A 21,128-nucleotide genomic window follows, 5' to 3' on the forward strand; every position below is an offset into this window, starting at 1 on the left:
TGTCGGGCACGGTGGCTCCGGAGGATTGCCGGGGGAGGGCCGTCAGGCGGTGGCCAGGCAGAACTCCACCAGCCCGGCGTCCACGTCGAGGACGATCCGCTCCATCTCCGCCCACGCCGGGTGGAACTCCTTGCCCCACTCGACGGTGAAGCCGAGCACCTTGCCCTGGGCGGGGTCGACGAAGTGGCGGGAGAAGACGTAGTCGTCGCTGGTCCCGCTGGTCGGGTAGAGGTGGAACCCGGTCAGCGGCGTGTAGGCGGTGCCGCGCACGCCCTGGACGCCCCGGCAGAAGGCGGTGGCGAGTTCGAGGGCGGTGTCGACGTCGTCCTTGGGGATGTACTCGGCGTACGCGGTGTCGCCGGGCAGTCCGCGCTTGCCGTCGTAGGAGGTGTTGCGGAAGTTCATGTCCGGGTCCCCGGACTGGTTCTCGTCGTCGCCCCAGTTGTAGAGCATGTCCTGGGAGTAGCTGTGCACGTCGACGAACCACCGCGTCCCCGGGTAGTGGTCCAGCAGCCAGCGGACGTTGCGGGTCTCGGGCTCGGAGAAGGCGCTCGGGCCCTCGTACACCTGCTGGTCGCACGGGGAGGTGGACACCTGGGGGGTGGCGGTCGGGGCGAAGGCGGTGGTGAAGTCGAAGAGGAAGTCGTAGTTGCGGTTGAGGTCGACGCCGATGCAGTCCGGGTTCGAACTGCCGCCGGAGTTGGCCGGGTTGCGGTTCTTGCGCCACATCGGGTCGACGGTCTGGCTGTACAGCCGGCCGTCCGGGTTGACCAGGGGGAGGACCACCAGGTCGAGCCGGAGCAGCAGGTCCTGCACCTGCTGGGCCGTGATGGTGGTGGAGCCGTAGCCCAGGCCGGTGCCGGTCCGGAAGGCCTCCAACAGGTCGGCGGCGAAGTGGACGAGGATCTCGCAGCTGCCCCACTCTCGGGCGTGCACGCCGCCGATCAGCATCACGGCGTCCTTGGGGATGCGCGAGGGGCGGCCGAACTGCAGGGCGTGGGACGTGCGGCCCTCGACGGACGGTTCGGGGAGGGTGATCAGCTGGGCGGAACCGGGGTAGGACGCGGCCAAGCTGGTCACGGCGGACTCGACCTCGGTGATGTTCAGGTAGGACATGACGGGCCTCCCGGTTCAGCCGGCGAGCTTGGCGGCCAGGCCGTGCGGGACGGCGTCGTCGGCGGCGTAGCGGTCGCCGGTGCCGACCTCGGCCTGGGCAGCCCGGCCGTGCTCGCTGGCGTTGCCGGTCCGCGTGACGGTGACGCCCTCGCGTTCGAGCGCGGCGACCCGGTTCTCCGGGGCGTAGACGTCGATGCCGACGCTGCCGTCGGACTCCTGCCGCGGGCGGCCGCCGGTGTCGGGGCGGACCTCGCGCAGCAGGGCGCGCAGGGTGTCGGCGTCCCGGGCGGTGACGCGGAGCCTGAGGATGTCGGGCCGGGGTGGGGTGGGGGGTGTGATGGGGACGGCGGACATGACGACCTCGGGGGATTCGTACGGATATGTCCGACGTGTACCTCGTATCCTCAGGATCCGCCTTCGCCGTAGAAGTCGTCAAGGGGCGGCTCCGGCATCCCGTCCAGCAGGCGGTCCAGGCCGGCCAGCATCTCGGCCCGGTCGTCGAAGTCGGCGAAGCGGGGGACCAGCGCGCGCAGCCGCGGGTAGTCGGCCGCGGGCAGCCGGTGCAGGCCGAGGCGCAGCACCGGGTCCGGCTCGTCCGGGTTGTCGACCACCTGGCGCTTGTCCACCAGCAGGGAGCCCAGGTTCCAGGCCACGAAGGTGCGGTAGATCGTCAGTGCGGTGGTGTCGTCGAAACCGGCCCGGGCGAGCACCGCCAGGATGTGCTCGGTGAGGGCGAGGGCCGGCGCCGGGCGGCGGGACACCGGGACGGCCAGCGGGCGGGTGGCGACCAGCGGCAGGATCTCGGGGTGGGCGTGCGCCACGACGGCGAAGGCCTGGGCGATACGGCGCAGCTCCGTCCGCCAGCCGTGCTCGTGGCCGCCGCCGACGCCGGTGCGCAGCTGGGTGTTGATCTCGGTGAAGTAGGCCTCGGTCAGGCCGTCCAGCAGGGCTTCCTTGCCGGGGGTGTAGCGGTACAGGGCCATCGACTCGACGCCGAGCTCCGCCGCCAGCCTGCGCATGGTCAGCGCGCCGAGCCCCTCGCGGTCCACCAGGGCGACGGCGGCGTCCAGCACCAGGGGGCGACTCAGGCGCCCGCGCTTCTCGGGGCCGTCCCGCTCAGCCATGTCCGCACTCCTCCGAACTCCTCCGAGTCGGTGCCGCCGGGCCGTCGGCCGTGCCCGGGCGGCGGGGCCGGAGGGGGCCGGGGCCGGGCAGGTCGCAGGTTACACAGCGGATACAGAACCAGGATACAAGGGACGAATAGCCGGAAAACAGGCCCCGGTCGTGCCCCGGTCGGTGACGGAGCGCAACCGGTGACCGGGTGTGGCCCGGTGGGGCCTGGTGCGGCTGGGTAGGGCCCGGTGCGGCCGGGTCGGGTCATTGCAGCAGCAGCCGGACGGCGAGCCAGCCCACCAGCGCGGCCGAGCCCAGGGCGGTCCACCGGCGGCCGCGGGCCCCGGTCAGGGCCCGGCCGAGCAGGGCGCCGCCGAGGGCGAGCAGCAGTTGCCAGCTCGCCGAGGCGGCGAACACGGCGAGGGTGAAGACCGTGCGGGTGAGCGGGCCCGTCGGGCTGCCGGGGCCGTCGCCCAGGACCAGGGCGGCGAAGTAGAGCACCGTCAGCGGGTTGAGCAGGGTGATCCCGAGCAGGGTCAGGAAGGCCCGGGCGGGGCCGGGCGGGGTCTGGGCCGCCAGGGCGGCGGAGCCGGGGGTGCGCAGGGCGGTGGCGGCGGTGCGGACGGCCAGGGCGAGCAGGACGAGGGCGGAGACGATCCGCAGCGGCGTGGCCACCGGCGCCAGCAGCGGCGCGAGGCCGCTGCCGCCGAGGGCGGCCAGCACGGCGTACAGCCCGTCCGCGGTGGCCACGCCGAGGGCGGCGCAGGCCCCGGTGCGCAGCGAGGTCCGGGCGCTGAGCGCCACCAGGTAGGCCCCGACGGCCCCCACCGGGACGGCGACGCCCCACCCGGCGAGCAGCCCCGCGACCAGCGCGGCCCTCATGCGAGGGCGCGGTCGGGCCTCCGGGGGTGGCCGGGCTGCTGCTGCTGACCGGCGGCCGGGCGGGCGGCGGCGGTCACGGGCAGCGGGCGGGCAGGTGCGGTGGTCATGCGGTGATGGTGGCGGGCGGGGTGCCGGGGGTGCAAGTGGTTTCTCCGGTGAGGGCGGGTAGCGTGGGGCACTCCGTGGACACCGTTTCGAGGAGGCCCCCGATGACCAGTCAGAACGACCACGTGCGCGAGCTGTTGGCCGAGGCCTGGCGGTCCTGGGCGGAACGCGGCGCGGCCCTCGGGGCGGCCGACTGGGACCGGCCGACCCGGCTGACCGAGTGGACCGTACGGGACCTGTACGCGCACGTGGCACCGGTGCCGGAGATGTTCACCGGACTGCGCGGGGCCGTCCTGGACGGTCCGGCCGAACTGACCTGCGGGGCGGACGTCCTGCGCACCTTCAACCGGCCGGGCGGGCTCGCCCACACCGCCGCCGGACAGGTCGCCGAGCTGGCCAGGGAAGCGGCCAGGGCGAGCGAACCGGCGGCGCTGATCGCCCGGTTCGGCACCGAGGGCCCGGAGGCCCTGGCCGGACTCGCGGACCTGCCGCCGAGCACCGTGGTGGCGCACCCGCTGCTCGGCAGCGTCACGGTCGGGGCGCTCGGCGAGGTGGCGCTGATGGAGGCGACCGTCCACCTGCTGGACCTGGTCGCGGCCGTCGGCGGCCCCGCCCCGGCCGAGGGGGCGCTGCGGTTCACCCGCGGGCTGCTGGCCGAGGTCGCCGACCCGGTGGCCTTCATCGAGGCGGCGGCGGGCCGCGCTTCGGAGCCGGTGCTGCCCGTCATCCGCTGAGCCGGTGCTGCCCGTCATCCGCCGAGCCGGTCGACCACTGACCCGGAGGGTCCCGTTCCCGCTGGTCAGTCGTATGCTGGGGGCTCGGAGAACGCGTCACTCGGGGGGATGTCGATGGACCGGTTGTGGGACCTCTGGTGGCTGCTGCCGATGGTGATCTACGGCGGCTCGGATTTCGCCCGCAGGGCGCTGAAGAACCGCCACCAGCGCAAGCTGGAGGTGCTGGAGGCGAAGGAGCGGCAGCGGGTCGCCCTGGAGGCGGCCGGCCGCCCGCCGGAGCCGGTCTGCGGCTGCACCCACCACCTGGCCAAGCACGACAAGCAGGGCCGCTGCCACGAGGTGGTCGAGGCGCCCACCGGCTGGGACGCCGACCGGCGCCCGGTGAGCTACGAGCCGCGGCAGTGCAACTGCCAGCAGTACGTGGGGCCGGAGCCGCTGGGCACGGTGTTCGCGCCGGAGCTCACCGACCGCTGAGCCCGGCGTCGTCCGGCCCGCCGCCCTGGTAGGCCCGTCCTGGCAGGGCCGCCCTGGCAGGCCCGTCCTGGCAGGGCCCGCCCTGGTAGGGCCCGCTGCTCCCCGCGCCGTCGGTCCGGTGCGGGGAGCAGCGGTGTTCCCGGTCAGCCCAGGGCGAGAGCGCTCAGCCGGTCGGCGGCGCCGTTGAAGAGGTCCTGGTCACCGGGGAAGGTGCCGGAGTCGGCGTACTGCCAGAAGGTCTGGTAGCCCCAGCCGTTCGGCAGGGTGCCGGCGGTGGAGGAGTAGCGGGCGATCCAGAGCGGGTTGGTGGCGCCGAAGCCGCCGTAGTTGCCGGTGCAACTCGCCCACCAGTTGGTCGTGGTGTAGAGGGTGGGGTAGCGCCCGGTGCGGTTGCGGACGGTGGTGGAGAAGTCCCGGATCCAGCTGACCATGGCGCTCTGGCCGAGGCCGTAGCAGCTGGCACCGTACGGGTTGTACTCGATGTCGAGGGCGGGCGGCAGGGTCGCGCCGTCGGCGGACCAGCCGCCGCCGTGGTCGACGAACCAGTTGGCCTGGGCGGAGCCGGAGGAGTTGTTCGGCAGCGCGAAGTGGTAGGCGCCGCGGATCAGTCCGGCGTTGTACGAGCCGTTGTACTGCTGGGCGAAGTACGGGTTGGTGTAGCTGGTGCCCTCGGTGGCCTTGACGTAGGCGAACTGGGCGCCGTTGGCCGCCGCCGTGGACCAGTCGACGTTGCCCTGGTAGCTGGCGACGTCCAGCCCGGGGGTCTGGGTGGCGGCGAGGGCGGGCAGCGGCGACGCACCGGTGCGGCCCTCGTGGGCGGCGACGGTGGAGCCGGCGAAGTCGCGGTCGGGGTGGAAGGCCGGGCGGGCCTCGGGGGTGGGGGTGAGGGCGGGGCCGGTGGGGGCGAGAGGGGCGGGGTCGGCCGCGTAGGCGGGCGCGGTGACGCCGGTGACCAGGGCGGTCGCGGCGGCGAGTGCGGCCAGTACGGGGAGCCGACGGCGGGTCGTGGGTCTTCTGCTGGTACCGGTGGGGCGGGCGGAGCGGGAAGAGCGGGGCATGGACACTCCTCTGGTTCCGGTGTCTGGTTCCGGTGCGAATGGCCCAACGGGCTTGGTGCGGACGGTGGTTGGACCGACCGGGGAGCAGGTTAGCCATGTACCCGCCAGCTGCGCCAGGTGCCTGCGTCCGGGGCAGGGGGGCGATGTGGCACGATGCATAAAAGTCGACATTCACCAGAACGCCGACCGTCACGAGAACGAGGTAGCGCCATGCCCGAGACCGCCGCCAGGACCGCCGGTGAACTGACCTTCCGTCCCGCGACCCCCGCCGACGTCCCGGCGCTGGTCGAGCTGGTCGAGTCCGCCTACCGGGGTGAGGCCAGCAAGGCCGGCTGGACCACCGAGGCGGACCTGCTGGGCGGGCAGCGCACCGACGCCGAGGGGGTGGCGGAGGCCGTCGGCCACGCCGAGGGACTGGTGCTGCTGGCCGAGCGCGACGGTGAGCTGCTGGCCTGCTGCCAGCTGGAACGGCGGGGCGAGCGGGCCTACTTCGGCATGTTCTCGGTGCGCCCGGGCCTCCAGGGCGGCGGGATCGGGCGGCTGGTGCTGGCCGAGGCGGAGCGGCTGGCCGGCGAGGAGTGGGGGGTCGGCACGATGGAGATGACCGTCATCGAGCAGCGCGCGGAGCTGATCGCCTGGTACGAGCGCCGCGGCTTCCGCCGTACCGGCGTGTACAGCCCGTTCCCGTACGGCGACGAGCGCTTCGGCGTCCCGCGCCGTCCGGACCTCCGGTTCGAGCAGCTGATCAAGGAGCTGTAGGGGCGGGTTCGACGGGGCTCGGCGAAGGGCGATTTGTTGATCGTTTGATGGTCTGTCGTCCTACTGATGCAACGTCAAGTCGCTGAGCTGGGGCGATGCGGAGATGTCATACCTCGTTCATGATTGGTCCAGACCAATGTGAGAGGCTGAGGACGTACGGCGAAGTTCCGTCCGATGCCCAGGGGGGCCATTTCCGCATGCCCGTACTCCATGGCACCGCCATGTCCGCACCCGAGACCGGTCCGCGCCGGACGCCCGCGGACCCCGACCTCCGACTCCCCAGCCCGCCCGACGACCAGGAGCTCTACTGGTACTTCGGCCCGCAGCGCCGCTGGGTGCTGCTCTGCGCCACCCTCTCCTACGCGGGAGCCACCGCCACCCTCGGCCTGTTCGCCCTCAGTAAGCCGCTGCTCTGGCCGTTCCTGGTGCTCACCGTGCTCAACGCCGCCACCTGGCTGCTCTCGCTCACCGACGGCCAGCGGGCCCGCCGCTTCACCCGCGACTCGCACGACCTGCTGCTGCGCGCCTGGAGCCCCGCCCGCCACCCGAGCGTGGACCTGCTGCTGCCCACCGCCGGCGAACCGCTCGCCGTCCTCGACAACGCCTACCGGCACACCGCCGCCGTCCAGTGGCCCGGTGAACTGACCGTGCTGGTCCTCGACGACGCCGACCGCCCCGAGGTGCGCGAACTCGCCCGCTCCTACGGCTTCCAGTACCGCGCCCGCCCCGACCGCGGCCGCTTCAAGAAGGCCGGCAACCTCAACCACGGCCTGGCCGAGGGCACCGGCGAGGTCATCGCCGTCCTCGACGCCGACTTCTGCCCCCGCCCCGACTTCCTGCACCACCTGGTGCCCTACCTCGACAACCCCGAGGTCGGCATCGTGCAGAGCCCGCAGTGCTTCGACACGGACGCCGACATGTCCTGGCTCGAACGCGCCGCCGGAGCGACCCAGGAGATCTTCTACCGCTGGATCCAGCCCTCCCGGGACGCCCAGGACGGCACCGTCTGCTGCGGCACCAACGCGCTCTACCGACGCGCCGCCCTGCAACGGATCGGCGGCTTCGCCGAGATCGACCACAGCGAGGACCTCTACACCGGCCTCGCCCTCGCCCGGGCCGGCTGGAGCACCCGGTACGTCCCCGCGCTGGTCGCCAAGGGCATGTCGCCCACCGGTCTGCCCGCCTTCATCAGCCAGCAGTACCGCTGGTGCCTCGGCTCGCTCGCCCTCGTCCGCGACCCGGACTTCCGCAGTGGCCCGCTCCCCCGCTCGGCCCGGCTGTGCTTCTGGAACGGCATCCTCGGCTACGTCACCAGCGCGGTGAACGTGTTCGCCGTGCCGCTGCCCGCGCTGATCATGCTGTTCTTCGCCCCCGAGGAGATCCAGCCCTGGCAGGTCCTGCCCTTCCTGCCGCCGATCTGGGTCGCCCTGGTGCTGCTGCCCGCGATGTCCCGCACCCGCTGGCGCTTCGAGGTCACCCGGGTCCAACTCCTGGGCGGGCTCTGCCACGTGATCGCCATCGCGCACGCGCTGCGCCGCCGCTCCGCCGACTGGGTGCCCACCGGCGCCGTCTCCGGCGGAACCGCCCTGGCCCGCAGTGTCGCCCGACTCGGCGTCGGCTGGCTCGGCCTCGTCATCCTCGCGGGCGCGGCCGGCCTGGTGCGCGCCGGGCTGGAGTACGGCTGGCGGCCCTTCTGGGCGCTCGCCGCGCTGCTCGGGCTCACCGCGTACACCATGATCCCGCTGATCAGGTCGCTGTGGCCGCTGCTCGGCACGGGCCGGGCCGCGCGGGCCGCGGACGGCGGCAAGGGCGCCGCCGTCGGAGAGGTCGCCGCACCGGCGCGGCGCCGCACCGGACTCGGACCCGACCTCGGCTTCGGCCGGGCGGAAGCCGTCGCCGTCACCGCCGTGCTGCTGCTCTGCGGGGTGCTCGCCTCCGGCTGGGCCGACCCGCTGATCTTCTGACCGCTCGGTTCCTGCGCCCGGGTCCTGCGCCCGGTTCCCTCCGCCTGGTCCCTCTGCTCTTCCCCGCTCTTCCCCGTTGCGTTTCCTTGCGCGTCGCCCCACCGGCGCGGACCCCCGCCGCCCGGCCGCCCCATCGGCCCGGCGGGCCCGACCACCGCTGCCAGCCCAGCAAGGAGCACCGCCGTGTCAACGGCCGTACCACCACCGACGTCGTCCGCGTCCTCGGACGAACTGCTGCCCGGAGTCGTCCGGGTGGACCGGCAGGCCGCTGCCGCCGGAACCACCTCCACCTCCGCCTCTCCGTCCGACTCCGATTCCGCCTCCGGCACCGGCACCGGCACCGCCTCCGGCACCGTCGCGTCGACGGGTGAGCCCCGCCGCCGTGCCGCCTTCCGTCCCGACATCGAGGGACTGCGCGGCATCGCCGTGCTCTCCGTCCTGGCCTACCACGCGGCCGTCCCCGGCCCGACGGGCGGCTTCGTCGGCGTCGACGTCTTCTTCGTCATCTCCGGCTTCCTGATCACCGGTCTGCTCACCGGCCGCCCGATCGGCCTGTGGGACTTCGCCGCCCGCCGCGCCCGCCGCATCCTGCCCGCCGCCGCCACCGTCCTGGTCGCGACCGCCGCCGCCGGCGGCGCGCTGCTCGACCCGCTGCGCGGCACCGACCTCGCCCACGACCTGATCGCCTCCGCCGGCCAGTTCGCCAACTGGCGCTTCGTCGGCCAGCAGACCGACTACCTCGCCGCCGAACACGACCCCAGCCCGCTCCAGCACTTCTGGTCCCTCGGCGTGGAGAACCAGTTCTACCTGCTCTGGGGCGTCCTGCTGCTCGGCCTCGCCCGCTACCTGCACGGGCGCCGCCGGACCCTGGCGATCACCCTCGCCACCCTGGCCGTCGGCGGGGCCTCGCTGGCGCTCTGCCTGCGCTGGACGGCGACCTCGGCGCCGCTCGCCTACTTCTCCACCGGCAGCCGGCTCTGGGAGTTCGCCACCGGAGCCTGCGCTGCCCTGCTGGGCAGCGCCCTCGCCGCCCGAACCGCGGGCCGTACCGCCGGTCGTGACCTCGTCCCCGCCCCCGCGGGCGGGCGCGGCTCCGGGCGGGCGGTGACCCGGGTGCTGCGGCTGGTCGGCTGGGCCGGCCTGGCGGCCGTGCTCGCTTCGGTCTTCCTGTACGACCGCACCACCCCCTTCCCCGGCGCGGCCGCCCTGCTGCCCGTCCTCGGCACCGCGGCCCTGCTGCTCGCCGCCCCCGCCGACCGGATCGTCGGCGGCGTCCTCGCCAGCCGCCCGCTGCGGGCCGCCGGACGCCTCTCGTACGCCTGGTACCTGTGGCACTGGCCGGTGCTGACCATCGCCCAGGCCCGGTACGGCCAGCTGACCTGGCCGGTGCTGCTCGCCCTGACCGCCGCCAGCGCGCTGCCGGCCTGGCTCACCTTGCGGCTCGTCGAACAGCCCCTGCGGTACGGCAGCACCCCGGCGCCCCGGCGCGGCCTCGCCGTCGGCGCCAGCGCGCTCGTCATCCCGCTGATCGCCGCGCTCACCCTCGGCGGCGGCACCGTCCGCGCGCTCGGCGGCACCGCGGACACCGCGACCGTCGCCCCCGCCGGAGCCGTGGACGGGCCCGCCCTGCTCGCCCCCGGCGCCCGGGTGCTCGGCCTCACCCCCTCGCTCGCCCGCGCCCGGGAGGACTTCCCGCCCGGCAAGGGCTGCGAGATCCCGCTCAACGCCGACAGCAGCCCCCGCTGCCTCTTCGGCAACCAGGACAGCCCCGACCGGATCGTGCTGCTCGGCGACTCGCACGCCGGGCAGTGGATCTCCGCCGGGCTCGCCCTCGCCGAGCAGCGGCACTGGGCCCTGGAGGTGCTGGTCAAGCCCGGCTGCCCGCTGGCCACCCTGACCGTGCGCAACAACGTCCTCGGCCGCACCTTCGACGAGTGCGACCGCTGGCGCGAGAACACCCTCACCCGGCTCACCTCCGGGCCCAAGCCCCGGCTGGTCCTGATGGCCGGCCTCAACCGCTACGGCAGCCAGGAGGAACGCACCGAGGGCTGGACCCGCACCCTCGACCGCCTCACCGCGCTCGGTGCCCCGCTCGCCTACCTGGGCGACACCCCGATGCCGGGCAAGGACATCCCCACCTGCCTGGCCGCCTCCGACGGCCGCTCCGACGCCTGCTTCTTCCCGCGCGACACCGCCTTCGAGCCCGACCCGATGCTCGACGGCGGCCTCGCGGCCCGGTACGGCGTGCGCACCCTCGACCTCGGGCCGCTGCTCTGCCCGGGCAGCGGGGCGAGCTGCCCGGCCGTGCTGGAGGGCGTGGTGCTCTACCGGGACACCGGGCACATCACGGACACCCTCGCCCGGGTGCTGGCGCCGCGGATCGACAAGGGGGTGCTGGGCGCGCCGTGAGGGTGGGGCGGGGGGAGGTGCACTGCCCGCCCTGCCCTGCGGGCTCAGGCCAGCACTGCCCCGCGGGCTCAGGTCAGCACCGGCTCGCGGGGCAGCTCCCCCAGGCGGGAGTCCGCCCCGACGATCCGGAACACCCCCGGCCCCACCTCCTCGGAGCGGCTGCGGATGTCCATGTAGAGGTGGGCGGGCCACTCCGTCCGCAGCGACCAGCTGACGCCGATCAGATCGGCGCCGTCCAGCCGGGCGCCGGTCAGGTCCGCGTCGGTCAGATCGGCGTGGGCCAGGCCGGCGCCCGTGAAGTCCCCGTCGACCAGGACGGCGGCCGCGAGGCAGGCGTGCTCCAGGGTCGCGCGGGACAGGTCGGCGCCGGTGAGGTCCGCCGAGGTGATGTACGCCTGGCTCAGGTCGGCCCTGGCCAGGGCGCCGCCGCGCAGCGTCGCCCCGGCCAGCACCGCCCCGCACAGCTGGGCCCGGCGCAGGTCCGCCCCGTCCATGGCGGCGCCGGTGAGCAGGGCGTAGCGCAGGTCGGACTCCGGCAGCCGGGTGTCGCGGAGCCGGGCGCCCGCCAGGTGGGCGTTGAAGAGCTGGGCCCGCACCAGGTTGGCGCCGGACAGGTCGGCGGCGTACAGGTTCGCGTCGTCCAGCGTCGCGTCCGACAGGTCGGCGCGCCACAGTTCGGCCTGGCAGAGGTTGATGTCGGTCATGATCGCCGAGCTCAGGTCCACGTCGTGGAGCCGCGCGCCGGCCAGGCTCGCGCCCGTCAGGTCCGCCGCCCGCAGGTCGGCCCCGGACAGGTCGGCGCCGGCCAGCTCGGCGTTGTGGAGCACCGCGCCCGGGCCGGGCACCCGGAGCGGCTCGAAGGCCAGGGCGGCCCGCAGCCAGGTCCGGAAGCCCTCGCCCGGCGGCTCCTGGGCCCGGCCGGCCGCCGACCCCCGTCCGTCCCGTACGGAATCACCGGCCACGACGCCTCCTCCGCTGGTCGGCCCCGTCGGCGGGGCCGTACCTGCCGTCCAGTCTGCCGTTCACGCTGTCGTTCACCCTGCCGTCCACCCGGGGCACGATCGGGGTCCGGAGCGGTCCGGGCCGGGGCCCGGACCTCGGCTCGGAGCCCGGCCCGGAACGCGGCCCGGAGCCTGGCCCGGACCTCGGCTCGGCCCCCCGTGGTGGCGAGGGGAGGTCCGCGCGCGACGGGCCGCGCGCGAACATCTGCTGCAGGATCTGCGGCGCCGCGATGCCGATCGCCAACGCCCCCACCGGGCCCGCCACCTGGTTCGAGGCGGTGGACGCCGCCGTCACGATCACCCCGACGCTCAGCCGGATCGCCACCGCCACCACGTACGGAGCCAGCTTCATCTGCCCCCGGTACGTCCACGGGAAGCCGCCCACGGAGTTGATCCGCTCGTGGAGGGTCCACGCCTCGATGGCAGCCGCACCACCGAGCCCCCACAGGCATGCAGCCAGCATCTGCATCCGAGCAACTCCTCGCACCCACCGCACCGTTGATTCCCGACGGCCCTCTCGCCGACCATGCTGGTGCACCGGGCCGTGCACTGCCGGGCCCGCCACCCCGCAGGGCACCGATCCTCGGGAACTACCGGCGTTTCGGGGGCGGGCGCGGGCCCGCCGTGGTAATGCGCTCGTGCGGGTGTGGGTGGGTGCGTGGGGACGTGAGGGTGGACGTGAGGGTGGGTGGACGTGCGGGCGTCGGGTTCCGGTCAGCCGTAGACGCCGCGGCAGAGCCGGGCCTGCTCGGAACCGGCCGGCCAGCGGCCCATCCGCTCCGCCTGGTCGCAGATCGTCCCCTGACCGAGCGAGGGCAGCCCCGGCGCCCCCGGGCCCGCGTTCGGTGCCGGGCGGCCGGACGGGCTCGGCCGCGGGCTGCGACCCCCCTTGGAGTGCGGCGAGGCCGAGGCGTGCGGGGCTCCGCTCCGGTCCGCCCCGCTACCCGGAGCTGCCGCCGCCGTGGCCGTGGCCGGGTCACCGCCCGGCAGGGCCGGGGCGCCCCCCGGCGCGGGGGAGGGGCCGGGGGACGGTGAGGGCGTGCCGGCCGGCGGAGCGAGCGGCAACAGGCCGGACGGCGTGGCCGACGGCGAGGCCTCCGGCAGGGCCACCACCCGGACGTCGTCACCCGACCCCGGACCGCACATCACCAGCAACGCGGCCAGCACCACCAGCGTCCCGCCGGCCGCCACCACCCGGGCCCTCCGCGACCGGTGCAACGGCGGAGGCGTGCCGCCGGGCGGCGGACCCGCCTGCGGGGGCCCGGCCTGCGGGGGTCCGGCCTGCGAGGGGCCCGCCGACGAGGGCTGCGCCCGGAACGGCTCCGCCTGCGACGGGATCGGGAGGGGGACGGGAGGTGGCTGCCAGGCGTTCGACGGCCACTGCCACTGTCCTCCGGTGGGCTGCCCAGTCATGTGCTCGTCCTTCCAGCGCCGCCCCCGCCGTACCTTTCCGTGCTCAACGAGCGCGCCGACCACGGGACATGACCCGGAAGAGGGGTCTGGACGGGCGCTGATTGCCGCCGACCCACATGCTGGGGGTCATGGAGACCAACAGCACGTCCGCACACCTGGTCGAGGTGGCCGAGTTCCGGGCCGACAGCCGCTACCGCCTGGTCCACCTCGAAGGCCGCGGCTGGGAACCCCTCGCCCCCGAGGAGTTCGAACCCCGCATCCACCAGCTCTTCCCCGACCTCGACCCGCACGACCCCGTCAAGGTGCACTGGGCCGACCACCCCTGGGAATGGCCGAGTTGGCACCCCGGCGAAGCCTGAGCCACTGATCGCCCGGCCGTCGGGTTCGCTACGCTTTCCGGGTGAGCGTGGATCACTTCTGGCGCCGCCTGCCAGGCCAGGCCGTGGACGCCTGTTCGCCCGAGGAACTCGGCGAACTCGTGCCCCGGAGCCGCGACGTCCGGTACGACCGGCTGGTCGCCGCCGGACTCGCCCTTGGCGTACGGCGGACCGCCGTCCTGATGGAACTCGCCCTCACCGAGAACGGCCTCCACCCCGACCCGGCCGCCCGGCTCCCCGTCTACGGCGGTACCCGCCGTGACACCGGGGCCGGGATGCCGGTGCTGCGGCCCGACCAGGTCGCCGCCGCCTTCACCTTCCTGCGCGACTCGGCGCTCGGCGAACTCGTCCGCCAGCAGGACACGGTGCTCGCCCGGCGGGTCGCCCAGCTCGACTCCGAACCGCCCTGGTCCGAGTCCTGGGCCGCCCGCGTCGTCAACGACCTGCGCGACCTGCGGGACTTCTTCGCCGGCGCGGCCGCCGCGGGGGACGCCGTCGTCGTCCGGGAATCCGAATGAGGAGCCGAATGCGATCCGCCGAATCGATACGCTCTGCCGAACCGATGCGCCCCGCTGAACCGATGCGCCCCGCCGAACCGATACGCCCCGCCGACTCGGAGGGCCCGCCGGGGACGGTCGGCTACGGCGAGGCAGCGGAACAACTCGCCGTCCAGTACGAGAGCGTGGACTTCGCCGAGGTCCACCGCTCCCTGCTGCACCTCTACCCGGCCGCGCCCGCCGCCGTCCTCGACATCGGCGCCGGCACCGGCCGTGACGCGGCCGCCCTCGCCGCCCTCGGCCACCGGGTCACCGCCGTCGAACCGACCCCCGAACTACGCGCCGTCGGTGCCCGCCTGCACCCCCGCGCGGGCATCCGCTGGATCGCCGACGCCCTGCCCGACCTGCCCGAGCTGACCGCCCGGGGCGAGCAGTACGACCTCGTCCTGATCACCGCCGTGTGGATGCACCTCACCCCCGCCGAACGCCCGCCCGCCCTGCAGGCCGTGGCCCGCCTCCTCGCCCCCGGCGCCCGCCTCGCCCTCACCCTGCGCCACGGCCCCGTCCCGCCCGGCCGCCGCATGTTCGACCTCCCGCCCGACCACACCACCGCCCAGGCGGAAGCCCACGGCCTCCACCTCCTCCACCAGGGCGAGCGGTCCGACCTGCACGCCCGTACGGACGTGACCTGGACCGAACTGGTCTTCCAGCGCGGCCACCGGCCCCCGCCCCCGCCGCTCTGACAGCGGCCCCGCCGCCGCTTTGACACCGGCCCCCGGGAGCGCGACGATCCGGACATGAGCCCTGCTCCCGCGGCCGCGAGCCTCGCTCTCGCGCACCACACGGGCCTGATCCTCGCCGAGGTCGCCGGCCTGCTCCTGGTGTTCGGCGGGATCTGGCTGGTCGCGGCGCAGATCCCCCGCTTCCGGCACCCGGTCGCCCGGACGGTCGTCGCCGGGACGGCCTTCACCGCGGCCGGAGTGCTGCTGATCATCGCCGTCCGCTGGGGGCACTTCGGCTAGGGCCGCTCTGCCGGGGTCGTCGGCCGGGTCCGTCGGCCGGGCCTGCCTGCTACGGGCCTGCTTGCCGGGACCGGGCCCCGGGGTAAACCCGGTGACACGCGCGTGGCGTGCGGCGAGACTGGCGACGTACGCGAACCGGCAGGGGGAAGGGCAGCACGTGGCACTGGTGAAGAAGGGGTCCCGTCGCATCGTCGTCGACGGCGTCGAGTACCGCTGGCGGATGAGCAGGAAGCACTGGTGCTGCGACTACGACGCCGGCACCCTCGGCTACGTGGTGGAGGACGCGGCCCGACCCGGTACGACCCTCGTCGTGGAGACCGGACGGCCGGAGACGTCCGTACCCCGGCTGGTGCCCGCCGAGGTCGTCCTGCCGGCCGAGGTCGCCGCCGGGATCCGGGCCGCCCGGTCGCAGGGCTGGACGCCCACCGCCGCCGGCTCGCCGTTCCAGCTGCGCCACTCCGCGGTCCGCCACGACCCGCACGAACCTTACGTACCGCGAGAAGCAGCCGAGCACCGAGAGCGATGACCATGACGAACCACCCGGCCGGGGACCAGGCCGCCGCCCACCGCGCCGTCGAGAACCTGATCGCCCGCTACGCCGAACTGGTCGACGACGGGGACTTCACGGGGCTCGGGGAGCTCCTCGCCGACGCCGTCTTCACGGGCAGCGGCGAGCCCCTGCGCGGGCGCGCGGAGATCGAGCGGATGTTCCGCGAAACGGTGATCCGCTACGAGGACGGCACCCCGCGCACCCAGCACGTCACCACCAACCTCGCCGTCGACGTCGACCCGGCGGCGGGCACGGCGACGGCACGCTCCTACGTCACCGTCCTCCAGGCCCTCCCCGGCCTTCCGCTCCAGCCCATCGCCGCCGGCCGCTACCACGACCGCTTCGAACACCGCGACGGCGCTTGGCGGTTCGCGGCACGCCGGGTCCGGATCACCCTGGTCGGGGACGTCAGCCGCCATCTGCGACCGGCGGCCGACCAGGGGTAGCCGCCACCCCTACCTGCTACGCCCCCACCTGCCACGTCCTCACTCGCTACGTCCTCACCCGCTACGCCCCGGCCTGCTGGTAGAGCGTCACCAGGAGGCCGTGCACCGGCTCGCCCTCCGGGTCCTCCTCGGCTTCGTCGACCAGCGCGGCCAGCGCCTCGGCCAGCTTCGCCGCCTTGGCGGGGCTGAGCCGTAGGTGGCGCAGCGTCATGAGGTGGTCGACGGGTGAGCGGTCCAGCTCCTGGGCGACGGCCCCGAACAGCGCGGCCGTGCCCTCGGCCCGGGGCTCGGCGACGAGGAGGCGTTCGGCGGTCCGCCGGTAGTACTTCTCGGTGCCGCCGCGCACCCGTCGCGTTCCCGCGTCCTGGACCAGCCCCGCCTCGCCCAGCACCCTGAGGTGGTGGGAGACGCTGCCCTTGTTCGCCCCCAGCTGCGCGGCGAGCCGGCTGATCGTCGACGGCCGGGTGCTCAGGGCGAACAGCAGGCGCTGGCGCATGGGGTGGGCGAGTGCGGAGTGCTGGAGCGGCGTGGTGATCCGCTGCACGTCCTCGCTGTCGCCTTCGTCTTCATCCGGTTGGTGGCTCACCCGATCAAGCGTTAAGTACGGTTGACGCTTTGGCAAGCCGCTGGTCTACTCCCTCCCATGACCTCCACACCTTCCACCCCGTCACTGCCCGTGCCGCAGGACGCGCCGCTGCCCGCGCCGCTGCCCGCGCCGCTGGACGCCGTCGCCGTCGTCGAGTCGATCGCCGACCTGGTCGGCGAGAACTACGTCTTCCCGGACGCCGCCGAGCAGTTGGCGGACCTGCTGCGCCGCCGCAACGCCGATGGCCGCTACCGGTCCCTGGACGTCGAGGAGTTGGCCGACGCGGTCACCGCCGACCTGCGGTCCGTCAACGGCGACCTGCACCTGGCCCTCAAGTACCACGCCGTGCCGGTGCCGCCGGAGCGCGGCGCGGCCGTACTCGCCGCGATGCGGCGGGACTTCGACGCCTCTCTGGGCGGCGTGCCACGGGTGGAACTCCTCGACGGCGGCGTCGCCGTCCTGGAGATCGGGCCCAAGATGTTCCCGCTGGACTGGGCGGCCCAGCCGCTGGCCGCGGCGCTCTCACTGGTGGCCCCCGCCCGCGCCCTCGTCCTGGACCTGCGCCGCAACACCGGCGGCGATCCGGACACGGTCGCCTTCGTCTGCGGCTACCTGCTCGACCGCCGCACGCACCTCAACACCCTGCTCTCGCGGCAGGGCGCGGTGGCCGAGCAGTCCTGGACGCCCCCGTTCGTGCCCGGCGCCCGCTTCGGCGGCAGCAAGCCGCTGTACGTGCTGACGAGCGGGAACACCTTCTCGGCGGGCGAGGAACTCGCCTACGACCTGCAGCAGTTGGGCCGCGCCGAGATCGTCGGGGAAGCCACCCGGGGCGGCGCGCACCCGCGCGAGGGCTGGACGGTGCACCCCCACCTGGAGCTCAGCGTGCCCGTCGCCCGCGCCCTCAACCCGGTCTCGGGCACCAACTGGGAGGGCACCGGCGTCCGGCCCGACGTCCCGTGCGACCCCTCGACGGCGCTGGACCGCGCGCTGGCCCTGGCCGTGGCGCGCCTCGCGTAGGGCATCAGAGCCTCAACGGCTCGAAGGTGCCGTCCCGGAAGGTGAGGTCGGTCGGCTCGGCACCGAACTCCTCGCGCAGACAACCGCCGTAGCCGGGTGTCGTCGAGCCAGAGCGTGCGGCCCTACAGCCCCCACGCGTGGCGCGGGCCACCGGCCGTGAAGCTTAAGGAGTCTTCAGCAGAGATCGTCAACGATCTTTCACGCTGCTAGCTTGGCACCGCCTTCGAGCTGATGGCAATTCAGTTCGCGGGGCTGGATATTCGCGGCCGCGATGCGGACCAAGGAACGGGAACAATGGCAGTCAAGACGATATGGCGCAGCAACCGGGCAAAAGCCGCCGGTATCGCAGGGGTGGCGCTCTCCCTGGGCGTTCTCTGCGTACCCGCCGGTGCGGCATCACCCACGGCGAATCCGGCGCCGACCACGGGCGCGGTCTCCGAGGTCACCGAGTGGCCCGCCGAGCTGGGGCCCGCCCCCGAGGAATGGGGCGGGGTCACGCTCCAGCCCGACGACGAGGACGCGTCGCCCGTCCTGGAGACCAGGAATGTGGGGGGCGGCACCTGGAACTTCGGCACGGTGCGCGACGGGGCCCTCAAGAAGTGCTACTCCCAGTACATCCACGGGGAGCAGGAGCACCACGCAACCGTCGTCATGGACGACGTGACCGACAGGGACCAGAAGGGCCCCAAGGAGTGGGCGAAGGCCGCCGTCAAGGGAGGCTGGGCGCGGGGCTGCAGCTTCTACTGGGGTAAGGACTAGGGCCCACGGGGCCGGCTCGACGGCCGGAGCCCTGCCGACGGGCTCCGGCTCCGATTGACCTGCAAGTATCGGACATACCGTGAGGTGCCGAGTGGCCGCGAAATGGCCCAGATTCCGAATTCATCCGTACGTCGCCGGACTGGCCGCCGGTGCCTCTCTTGGTTGCCTCGGCCCTCTGCTCATCGGCGTCGACGATGACGCCGTCCAGGCCGTTCACATCGTTGCGAGCACCGGATGTTCCTGGGTTGCGCTGGCTTTCTTCGTCGGCCTTTCACAGGCCACAAGGCTCAAGGCCGCGATCATGGCGCCACTGGCCCTGATCACTGGGGTCCTCGCCTACTACCTCGTCAAGGTTCTCCAAGGTGGCTATCGGACCTTCGACCTCAACACCGACCCCATGGGGACGGACATCCACATATCCTGGGCCGAGGTCTTCGACCACGTCACAGTGTGGTGCTCGGCGGCGACAGTCCTCGGCCCGCTTCTCGGCGCCGCAGGAAACACGGCCCGCAGCCGACAACTGCGCGACCTTCCTGCCCGAATGGCCGTTCCCGTGCTGGTCATCATCGAAAGCGCACGCCGGCTCAGCCTCTCCGCCGCGTTCTCGCCCCCGGCCAGCAGAGCCACCTGGACGGCAACCCTGGCCGTCTCGATCGCCGCAGCGACGGTCATCCTGACGATCGCCTCGGTGCGCCACTGGAGAACGCGCAGCGACAGGAGCGCGGTCGTCTAAGGCTGCCCCGTTCAAGTAGGTGAGGGGGCGTTGACGGTCGCGGTACGGTCCCCGGGTGGAGCTCTTGAACCCGGCCTGCCCGTTGCACGGACCCGGCATCGACCCCTCGTCCTTGGTCGGTAGCCGGCTCGTCGGGGTGCTGGCGTCGTGGCACATTCACGACGGACACCCTGGCGACGGCCCGGTCGAGGTGTGGCTGATCGACGATCGAAACGGGTCCACCAACATTGCCAGCGGCACGGACTGGTGCCTCATGGTCGAGTCCTCCGGGCCTGAGGACGGGTTCGACATGGGCGACTGGGGTCGGATCGACGTTCTGCCCGTAGGCGACGAGACCCCGTTCGCGGCCCACCTCGGCGAGGCGGTGCTCGAAGTCCGGCAGGAGTGGAAGCCGGCAACAGGGCGTGTGGCGCTTGAGCTGGACTTCCCATCGGGCAGCGTCCGCTGCGAGAGCTGGAGCGGAGACCTCCGTCTCCTGGCCGTGGACAGACCCGCGGACCCGACCACACCAAGGCCATAATCTCGGGATGGTTGGTGTGGTCACGGCGTCGCAGCCGTCCTGGACAGGCCTATTCACGGGGCTGGGCCCGCGCGGCTGTAACCACTCAAAGATCAATTGCGGGACGCGCCCCAAGTTTGTTCTTCAACCTTTGGGCTTGTCGTTCAACGTCCGGCTTCGAACAGGCGGGCCGGCCCGGTGATCAGCTGTCGGGCACTCCCGGGGGCGCCGCACGGCCACCGCGTGCAAATGACACCAGATCGTTGCCGCGATCTGGCTCTCACCAGCAAGAACGCACTCAAGCTCTGTATACGATCACTCCTGTGAATGAAACGCACGGCATAGTTCAGTGGATGATCGACCTGCTCTGGGAAGAAACGGTCAAGCAACTCGGTGTCGTCGCTCTCACCGTGGTGGGGATCGGTTACCTCGCTCGAATCGAGCGGTCACGACGGACGGCGGGGCGTTGATCGCCCACTCGTCCGAGTGTTCCTGAGGCTGCGGTACGGCCTTCGCGTGACCCTGAACTCGACCAAGAGGGAGAGGACTTGATGCCTACGGCCGCGGAGGCGCCAAGCGCCGGACGATTTCCCGCCATCCGTCGAGAGGCTGCCCAGCGGCGGGGGGAACCGGCCCGCCCACCACAAGAAGGGCACCAGGCTCCGACGAACCGCTAAGAACAGTCAAAGGACAAGTCCAGGGCTCGTTCCTGCTGTGAGCGCACGTGAAGCGTTGGATGATGCACTGTATGAGCGAACCGTTGACCAAGGGCAGACTGTGGGGGACGGCGGACCGTAGCGGTGGACCGCTGGACGCTGTTCTCGGCGGCGCCCGCCGCCTTCTGCCCGGTCTCACGGTCGAACGGCTGCAGGTGACCCATCCCGGCGACGACGACAACGTGTACTTCCTCAGCATCGACTCCAGCTGCGTCCAGGTCGATTCGGGTCCGCACGGCCAGGCTCCGTTCATCGTCGAAGGCGTCACCCGCACGGAGACGTCCGACCCGGCAGAAGCCTTTGCGGCCGTCTGCGCGGAGTTCGGACTTCACTAGTACCAGCTGTAGTTCGTGACGATCCGCGGGGCAGAGTAGGGGCGTGTCCACGTACGAGACGATGTCATTCCACCTTGAGACCGAGCGGCTGATACTGCGGCCGTGGGCCGAGTCGGACGCCGCTGAGTTCCGCGCCCTCCTCTCCGAATGCGGCAAGGGGACGCCCACGGTTGAGCACACTCGGACGGCCATCGCGAAGCTGCTCACCGCAACGGAGACCACGGGGATCGCCCTGTTGCCCATCCAGCGCCGTGACGAAGGCGACTTCATCGGCTATTGCGGGTTGATCATCGGCCGCTCCACCGTAGAGGAGCCTGAGATCGCGTATGAGCTGTTCCAGCGTGCGCATGGACGTGGCTACGCCACCGAGGCGGCCAGCGCGGTGCTCGATGCCGCTATTGCGACCGGGCGGAAACGGCTCTGGGCGACCGTCGGCGCGTGGAACACACCGTCGTTCCGTGTCCTTGAGAAGCTCGGGTTCGAGCGGGATCACGTTTCCACGGACGACAGCGGTGAAGTGGTATGGCTCACAAGCCCGTTGTCGTGAAGCGGGGGTGCGCCCC

General features: G+C 73.2%; 26 protein-coding genes. 17 read left to right on the forward strand and 9 right to left on the reverse strand.

What is annotated here, in order from left to right; genetic code table 11:
- Positions 1-42: 42 nt before the first annotated feature.
- From ACFXPX_RS19385 to ACFXPX_RS19400, 4 genes are all read right to left on the reverse strand, one after another.
- Positions 43-1,116, reverse strand: a complete 1,074-nt coding sequence (locus tag ACFXPX_RS19385; protein ID WP_380642419.1) for a M14 family metallopeptidase — start codon at positions 1,114-1,116, stop codon at positions 43-45.
- Positions 1,117-1,131: 15 nt separating this feature from the next.
- The gene (locus ACFXPX_RS19390; RefSeq protein ID WP_375896373.1) at positions 1,132-1,470 is read right to left on the reverse strand and encodes a hypothetical protein; all 339 of its coding nucleotides are present in this window, start codon (positions 1,468-1,470) and stop codon (positions 1,132-1,134) included.
- Between the two features lie 50 nt (positions 1,471-1,520).
- Positions 1,521-2,240 carry a TetR/AcrR family transcriptional regulator gene (locus tag ACFXPX_RS19395; protein WP_375896375.1) on the reverse strand — a complete coding sequence of 240 codons (720 nt, stop codon included), beginning with the start codon at positions 2,238-2,240 and terminating at the stop codon, positions 1,521-1,523.
- A 253-nt stretch (positions 2,241-2,493) separates the two neighbouring features.
- Positions 2,494-3,111 (reverse strand): LysE family transporter, encoded by a 618-nt coding sequence (locus ACFXPX_RS19400; RefSeq protein ID WP_380642421.1) that lies wholly within the window; start codon positions 3,109-3,111, stop codon positions 2,494-2,496.
- A 209-nt stretch (positions 3,112-3,320) separates the two neighbouring features.
- On the opposite strand from ACFXPX_RS19400, the gene ACFXPX_RS19405 reads away from it, so the two are divergent.
- Both ACFXPX_RS19405 and ACFXPX_RS19410 read left to right on the forward strand, forming a co-directional pair.
- Positions 3,321-3,950 carry a maleylpyruvate isomerase N-terminal domain-containing protein gene (locus ACFXPX_RS19405; protein WP_380592247.1) on the forward strand — a complete coding sequence of 210 codons (630 nt, stop codon included), beginning with the start codon at positions 3,321-3,323 and terminating at the stop codon, positions 3,948-3,950.
- Between the two features lie 114 nt (positions 3,951-4,064).
- Entirely contained in the window at positions 4,065-4,424 is a 360-nt protein-coding gene (locus ACFXPX_RS19410) for a hypothetical protein (protein ID WP_375895650.1), read from the forward strand.
- Between the two features lie 143 nt (positions 4,425-4,567).
- Here the strand turns inward: ACFXPX_RS19410 and ACFXPX_RS19415 are convergent, their stop codons facing one another.
- Entirely contained in the window at positions 4,568-5,482 is a 915-nt protein-coding gene (locus tag ACFXPX_RS19415) for a lysozyme (RefSeq protein WP_380592249.1), read from the reverse strand.
- Positions 5,483-5,692: 210 nt separating this feature from the next.
- On the opposite strand from ACFXPX_RS19415, the gene ACFXPX_RS19420 reads away from it, so the two are divergent.
- The 3 genes from ACFXPX_RS19420 to ACFXPX_RS19430 all read left to right on the forward strand — a co-directional run bounded on the left by ACFXPX_RS19420 (position 5,693) and on the right by ACFXPX_RS19430 (position 10,614).
- On the forward strand, positions 5,693-6,241 hold the full coding sequence (locus tag ACFXPX_RS19420) for a GNAT family N-acetyltransferase (RefSeq protein WP_380404728.1): 549 nt from the start codon (positions 5,693-5,695) through the stop codon (positions 6,239-6,241).
- A 197-nt stretch (positions 6,242-6,438) separates the two neighbouring features.
- Positions 6,439-8,205 (forward strand): glycosyltransferase family 2 protein, encoded by a 1,767-nt coding sequence (locus tag ACFXPX_RS19425; protein ID WP_375895657.1) that lies wholly within the window; start codon positions 6,439-6,441, stop codon positions 8,203-8,205.
- A gap of 183 nt (positions 8,206-8,388) precedes the next feature.
- The gene (locus ACFXPX_RS19430) at positions 8,389-10,614 is read left to right on the forward strand and encodes an acyltransferase family protein (RefSeq protein ID WP_380642423.1); all 2,226 of its coding nucleotides are present in this window, start codon (positions 8,389-8,391) and stop codon (positions 10,612-10,614) included.
- Between the two features lie 68 nt (positions 10,615-10,682).
- Here the strand turns inward: ACFXPX_RS19430 and ACFXPX_RS19435 are convergent, their stop codons facing one another.
- From ACFXPX_RS19435 to ACFXPX_RS19445, 3 genes are all read right to left on the reverse strand, one after another.
- Entirely contained in the window at positions 10,683-11,576 is an 894-nt protein-coding gene (locus ACFXPX_RS19435; RefSeq protein WP_380524329.1) for a pentapeptide repeat-containing protein, read from the reverse strand.
- A complete protein-coding gene (locus tag ACFXPX_RS19440) occupies positions 11,566-12,084 on the reverse strand; it encodes a hypothetical protein (RefSeq protein WP_380524328.1) in 519 nt (172 codons plus the stop codon). The genes ACFXPX_RS19435 and ACFXPX_RS19440 overlap by 11 nt, the downstream gene beginning before the upstream one ends.
- A gap of 245 nt (positions 12,085-12,329) precedes the next feature.
- The gene (locus tag ACFXPX_RS19445; protein ID WP_380642425.1) at positions 12,330-12,809 is read right to left on the reverse strand and encodes a hypothetical protein; all 480 of its coding nucleotides are present in this window, start codon (positions 12,807-12,809) and stop codon (positions 12,330-12,332) included.
- A 347-nt stretch (positions 12,810-13,156) separates the two neighbouring features.
- On the opposite strand from ACFXPX_RS19445, the gene ACFXPX_RS19450 reads away from it, so the two are divergent.
- The 6 genes from ACFXPX_RS19450 to ACFXPX_RS19475 all read left to right on the forward strand — a co-directional run bounded on the left by ACFXPX_RS19450 (position 13,157) and on the right by ACFXPX_RS19475 (position 15,920).
- Positions 13,157-13,387, forward strand: a complete 231-nt coding sequence (locus ACFXPX_RS19450) for a hypothetical protein (RefSeq protein WP_380524324.1) — start codon at positions 13,157-13,159, stop codon at positions 13,385-13,387.
- A gap of 41 nt (positions 13,388-13,428) precedes the next feature.
- Positions 13,429-13,923, forward strand: a complete 495-nt coding sequence (locus tag ACFXPX_RS19455) for a hypothetical protein (protein WP_375895671.1) — start codon at positions 13,429-13,431, stop codon at positions 13,921-13,923.
- A 44-nt stretch (positions 13,924-13,967) separates the two neighbouring features.
- Positions 13,968-14,645: a class I SAM-dependent methyltransferase gene (locus tag ACFXPX_RS19460; RefSeq protein WP_380642427.1), complete on the forward strand. Its 678-nt coding sequence runs from the start codon at positions 13,968-13,970 to the stop codon at positions 14,643-14,645.
- 54 nt (positions 14,646-14,699) lie between these two features.
- Positions 14,700-14,924: a hypothetical protein gene (locus tag ACFXPX_RS19465; RefSeq protein WP_380524321.1), complete on the forward strand. Its 225-nt coding sequence runs from the start codon at positions 14,700-14,702 to the stop codon at positions 14,922-14,924.
- Positions 14,925-15,081: 157 nt separating this feature from the next.
- Positions 15,082-15,450: a hypothetical protein gene (locus ACFXPX_RS19470; RefSeq protein ID WP_380642429.1), complete on the forward strand. Its 369-nt coding sequence runs from the start codon at positions 15,082-15,084 to the stop codon at positions 15,448-15,450.
- Positions 15,447-15,920: a nuclear transport factor 2 family protein gene (locus ACFXPX_RS19475; RefSeq protein ID WP_380592261.1), complete on the forward strand. Its 474-nt coding sequence runs from the start codon at positions 15,447-15,449 to the stop codon at positions 15,918-15,920. The genes ACFXPX_RS19470 and ACFXPX_RS19475 overlap by 4 nt, the downstream gene beginning before the upstream one ends.
- A gap of 61 nt (positions 15,921-15,981) precedes the next feature.
- Here ACFXPX_RS19475 and ACFXPX_RS19480 read toward each other — a convergent pair whose 3' ends face one another.
- Positions 15,982-16,506, reverse strand: coding sequence for an ArsR/SmtB family transcription factor (locus tag ACFXPX_RS19480; RefSeq protein ID WP_375895683.1), 525 nt, complete (start codon positions 16,504-16,506; stop codon positions 15,982-15,984).
- A 57-nt stretch (positions 16,507-16,563) separates the two neighbouring features.
- On the opposite strand from ACFXPX_RS19480, the gene ACFXPX_RS19485 reads away from it, so the two are divergent.
- From ACFXPX_RS19485 to ACFXPX_RS19510, 6 genes are all read left to right on the forward strand, one after another.
- Complete coding sequence (locus ACFXPX_RS19485; protein WP_380642431.1) at positions 16,564-17,523, forward strand: S41 family peptidase; 960 nt, start codon at positions 16,564-16,566, stop codon at positions 17,521-17,523.
- A gap of 294 nt (positions 17,524-17,817) precedes the next feature.
- On the forward strand, positions 17,818-18,282 hold the full coding sequence (locus tag ACFXPX_RS19490; protein WP_380642433.1) for a lactococcin 972 family bacteriocin: 465 nt from the start codon (positions 17,818-17,820) through the stop codon (positions 18,280-18,282).
- A 91-nt stretch (positions 18,283-18,373) separates the two neighbouring features.
- Positions 18,374-19,015, forward strand: coding sequence for a DUF6518 family protein (locus tag ACFXPX_RS19495; RefSeq protein WP_380592266.1), 642 nt, complete (start codon positions 18,374-18,376; stop codon positions 19,013-19,015).
- 55 nt (positions 19,016-19,070) lie between these two features.
- The gene (locus tag ACFXPX_RS19500) at positions 19,071-19,535 is read left to right on the forward strand and encodes a hypothetical protein (RefSeq protein ID WP_380592268.1); all 465 of its coding nucleotides are present in this window, start codon (positions 19,071-19,073) and stop codon (positions 19,533-19,535) included.
- Between the two features lie 727 nt (positions 19,536-20,262).
- Entirely contained in the window at positions 20,263-20,565 is a 303-nt protein-coding gene (locus ACFXPX_RS19505; protein WP_380642435.1) for a hypothetical protein, read from the forward strand.
- A gap of 43 nt (positions 20,566-20,608) precedes the next feature.
- Complete coding sequence (locus tag ACFXPX_RS19510; RefSeq protein WP_380592272.1) at positions 20,609-21,112, forward strand: GNAT family N-acetyltransferase; 504 nt, start codon at positions 20,609-20,611, stop codon at positions 21,110-21,112.
- Positions 21,113-21,128: the final 16 nt, after the last annotated feature.

Origin of the sequence: Kitasatospora sp. NPDC059146 (assembly GCF_042786665.1) — a bacterium.
Classification (GTDB): domain Bacteria; phylum Actinomycetota; class Actinomycetes; order Streptomycetales; family Streptomycetaceae; genus Kitasatospora.

Bases quoted from the DNA above. Each gene is read 5' to 3' on its own strand.
- ACFXPX_RS19400 (WP_380642421.1), bottom strand. From the start codon at position 3,111: ATGAGGGCCGCGCTGGTCGCGGGGCTGCTCGCCGGGTGGGGCGTCGCC.
- ACFXPX_RS19425 (WP_375895657.1), top strand. From the start codon at position 6,439: ATGCCCGTACTCCATGGCACCGCCATGTCCGCACCCGAGACCGGTCCG.
- ACFXPX_RS19415 (WP_380592249.1), bottom strand. From the start codon at position 5,482: ATGCCCCGCTCTTCCCGCTCCGCCCGCCCCACCGGTACCAGCAGAAGA.
- ACFXPX_RS19490 (WP_380642433.1), top strand. From the start codon at position 17,818: ATGGCAGTCAAGACGATATGGCGCAGCAACCGGGCAAAAGCCGCCGGT.
- ACFXPX_RS19465 (WP_380524321.1), top strand. From the start codon at position 14,700: ATGAGCCCTGCTCCCGCGGCCGCGAGCCTCGCTCTCGCGCACCACACG.
- ACFXPX_RS19475 (WP_380592261.1), top strand. From the start codon at position 15,447: ATGACCATGACGAACCACCCGGCCGGGGACCAGGCCGCCGCCCACCGC.
- ACFXPX_RS19385 (WP_380642419.1), bottom strand. From the start codon at position 1,116: ATGTCCTACCTGAACATCACCGAGGTCGAGTCCGCCGTGACCAGCTTG.
- ACFXPX_RS19505 (WP_380642435.1), top strand. From the start codon at position 20,263: ATGAGCGAACCGTTGACCAAGGGCAGACTGTGGGGGACGGCGGACCGT.
- ACFXPX_RS19410 (WP_375895650.1), top strand. From the start codon at position 4,065: ATGGACCGGTTGTGGGACCTCTGGTGGCTGCTGCCGATGGTGATCTAC.
- ACFXPX_RS19390 (WP_375896373.1), bottom strand. From the start codon at position 1,470: ATGTCCGCCGTCCCCATCACACCCCCCACCCCACCCCGGCCCGACATC.
- ACFXPX_RS19485 (WP_380642431.1), top strand. From the start codon at position 16,564: ATGACCTCCACACCTTCCACCCCGTCACTGCCCGTGCCGCAGGACGCG.
- ACFXPX_RS19450 (WP_380524324.1), top strand. From the start codon at position 13,157: ATGGAGACCAACAGCACGTCCGCACACCTGGTCGAGGTGGCCGAGTTC.
- ACFXPX_RS19440 (WP_380524328.1), bottom strand. From the start codon at position 12,084: ATGCAGATGCTGGCTGCATGCCTGTGGGGGCTCGGTGGTGCGGCTGCC.
- ACFXPX_RS19405 (WP_380592247.1), top strand. From the start codon at position 3,321: ATGACCAGTCAGAACGACCACGTGCGCGAGCTGTTGGCCGAGGCCTGG.
- ACFXPX_RS19395 (WP_375896375.1), bottom strand. From the start codon at position 2,240: ATGGCTGAGCGGGACGGCCCCGAGAAGCGCGGGCGCCTGAGTCGCCCC.
- ACFXPX_RS19460 (WP_380642427.1), top strand. From the start codon at position 13,968: ATGCGCCCCGCTGAACCGATGCGCCCCGCCGAACCGATACGCCCCGCC.
- ACFXPX_RS19420 (WP_380404728.1), top strand. From the start codon at position 5,693: ATGCCCGAGACCGCCGCCAGGACCGCCGGTGAACTGACCTTCCGTCCC.